The 2,957-nt window shown below is 64.1% G+C and carries 1 protein-coding gene; it reads left to right on the forward strand.

Annotation, left to right across the window (positions count from 1 at the left end; all coding sequences use genetic code 11):
* Positions 1–100: 100 nt before the first annotated feature.
* A partial coding sequence (locus AMR42_RS12100; protein ID WP_143473053.1) for a filamentous hemagglutinin N-terminal domain-containing protein occupies positions 101–2,957 on the forward strand: 2,857 nt, incomplete at its 3' end.

A 2,957-nucleotide genomic window follows, 5' to 3' on the forward strand; every position in this document is an offset into this window, starting at 1 on the left:
CTTATCCCGAACTGACGTTAAGCCAGGGTTAATCAACCGTTTGCGAGCTACGATCGCCCTAAGGACAGATCCACCCCCAGCGATCGAGCGAGGAAAAGCCATGGGTAGTTACCGGCAAACGGCGATCGGGATTTTTGGAATCGGCATGGCCCTCATGGCCAGCCCCGTCCATGCCGAACCGGCGATCGTTCCCGCCAACGACGGCCTGGGCACTACCGTTCAACAACAGGGCAACCAATACAACATCGGCGGCGGAACCCGATCGGGCGATAACCTGTTCCATAGCTTTCAGCGGCTGGGCCTCAGTCCCCAGGAAATTGCCAATTTTTTGGCCACACCAGACTTGCGGGCGATCGTTGGGCGCGTCACTGGGGGTGAGCCGTCCGTGATTGAAGGGCTGATTCGGATCTCCGGCGGCCAGCCCAATTTATATCTAATGAATCCTGCGGGGATCCTGTTTGGGGCTGGGGCCCGGTTGGATGTGCCCGCCTCGTTTATGGCCACCACCGCCGATCGGCTGGGCTTCAGCGATGGCGGTTGGTTTTCTGCCCAAGGGCCCGTGGACTTTCGCGGCTTGAGCGGTTCCCTGCAATGGCTGGATTTTGTGAGCGATCGCCCGGGTCATCTGTTGAACTGGGGTTCCCTGGCCGTGGGCGAAGGACAAAATCTGTGGCTGTTGGGCGGTGGTTCCGTGGTGTCCACGGGCCGGCTGCAAGCGCCCGGGGGCAACGTGACCGTGGCCGCCATTCCCGGCACGAATCGGGTCAGAATCGCGCCCGATGGATCCACCTTGACCTTGGAAGTGGCCTTGCCGGAACCGGGGGCGATCGGGGGGCGGTCGCTGGCGGATTTGTTGGCCGGTAGCCCCACCGCCGCCGCATCCCAGTTGGTGATTAATCCCGATGGCTCGGTGCTGTTGCAGTCTGCCGCGTCGGGGCCCGTGGCCTTGCCCGATCGGGGTGTGGTGGTGGCCGGAAATGTGGACAGCGCCCGCTCCACCGGCCCCGGCGGCAGCATCACGATCGGGGGCGATCGGGTGGGTCTGGTGGGGGCTAACTTGGAAGCCAGCGGCCCCCAGGGGGGCGGTCGGGTGCAAATTGGCGGCAGCGAACGGGGCAGCGGTAATCTGTTCAGCGCTTGGGCCACTTGGGTCGATCGGGCCAGCCAAATTCAGGCCAATGCCACCGATCGAGGGGCCGGTGGTCAGGTGATTGTTTGGGCCGATGGTTTGACTTGGTATAGCGGGGCGATCGCGGCCCGGGGCGGCCCCAACGGTGGCCCGGGTGGTTTTGTGGAACTGTCGGCCAAGGGGGAACTGGCCGTGCGGGGAACGGTGGATCTGACGGCTCCCTTGGGCCCCTTGGGCACGCTGCTGCTGGATCCTCAGGACATTCGGATTGTGCCTGGTGTCCTGGGCAGTGATGATTCACAACTGAGTAGTAATGTGCCCTTTGGCCAGCCAGAAAATCAGATTCTGCGCACCGATCAAGGCTTTTTTACGGGGCCGCCCGCTCCCGTGGACTTCACAATCAGTGAGGGGCGCTTAGAACTGTTGTTGAGCACCGCTAACCTGATCCTGGAAGCGGAGCGGGATATTGTGCTGGAAAATTTGCTTGACGATCGCCTCAGTCTGCGGATGGCCAATGGTGGGTCGGTGCGGTTCACGGCGGGGCGCGATGTGCGGTTTTTGGATTCCGCCGATGTGTTGAGCACCTTGGGCGCACCAATCACCATTCAAGCGGGCGAGGCGATCTCGATCGGGCGGCTGGAAACCCAGGGCGGGGCAATCGACCTCTCGGCCGGCTCCAGCATCACCACCAGCTCCTTGCGCACCACCGGTAACGAAGGTGGCCCGATCACCCTCAATAGCAGCAGCGGCTCCATCACCACGGGCGACATGAACACCATCGGCGGGGCGATTAACCTGTCTGCGCCAGGTAACCTGACCACGGGCGCAATCTCCAGCCAGGGCCCGATCGGGGGGCAAGTGACATTGCGCACCTCGGGCGGGGCGATCGCCACGGGAGCCATCACCAGCAGCGGCAGTCAGTCCGGCGGAGCGGTCACGCTCAATGGCAGCACGGGGGTGACGGTGGGGGGCAATCTCCAGGCGATCGGCAACAATGGCAGCGGCGGCGGCGTGACGATCGACAGCAGCGGCCCGATCGCCCTCAGTGGCGACCTGTCCACCAGTGCTCCGGTGATTGGCGTGGCCGGTAATGTGGCGATCGCCAGCAGCAACAACAGCGCCGCGATCGCCGGTTTGATCACGGCCGCGGGCAACGGCGGCGGCAACATCACCCTCACGGCCCAACGGGCCCTCAGCTTTGGCAGCCTCAGCACCCAGGGACAAAACGCCGCCGGTAGCATCACGCTGATCAGCGCCACCGATCAGATCAGTGGGGGCAACCTGAACGCCAGCGGCAACAGCCAAGGCGGCAATCTCCAGGCCCGCGCCAGCACCGGCATCAGTTTGGGAACCCTGAATCTCAGCGCCATTGGGGGCAACGGCGGCAACGCCAACCTCACCCTCACGGGCCCGGGCGATGTGCAAATCACCAGCCTGAACGCCCAAGGGGGGAGCGATGGTCGGGGTGGCAGTGTGGACATTGTGAGCACGCGCTTTTTCCGGGCCCTGGGGGCCTTCATTGATCGATCGGGTGTTTTGACCAGCATTGCCACGGGCGGCAGCCAGGGAGGGAATGCCGTCCGCATCACCCATGGTGGCGGTTCCCAAACGCCCGTTGTGCCTTTGGTGGTGGGCGAAACGCCCAGCAGCGGCGGCAATGGATTGGCCGGTGGCGTATCCACCGGCAGCAGCACCATCAGCACTGGTTCCTTTCCGGGCCCCTTCACCCAGGGCAACATCGAATTCATCACCACGGGCGAGCCAGTTCCCACCCCCACGCCCACACCGACTCCTTCTCCCAGTCCTACCCCTAGCCCCACGCCGACCC

It is taken from the genome of Limnothrix sp. PR1529, from assembly GCF_002742025.1.
GTDB lineage: Bacteria > Cyanobacteriota > Cyanobacteriia > CACIAM-69d > CACIAM-69d > CACIAM-69d.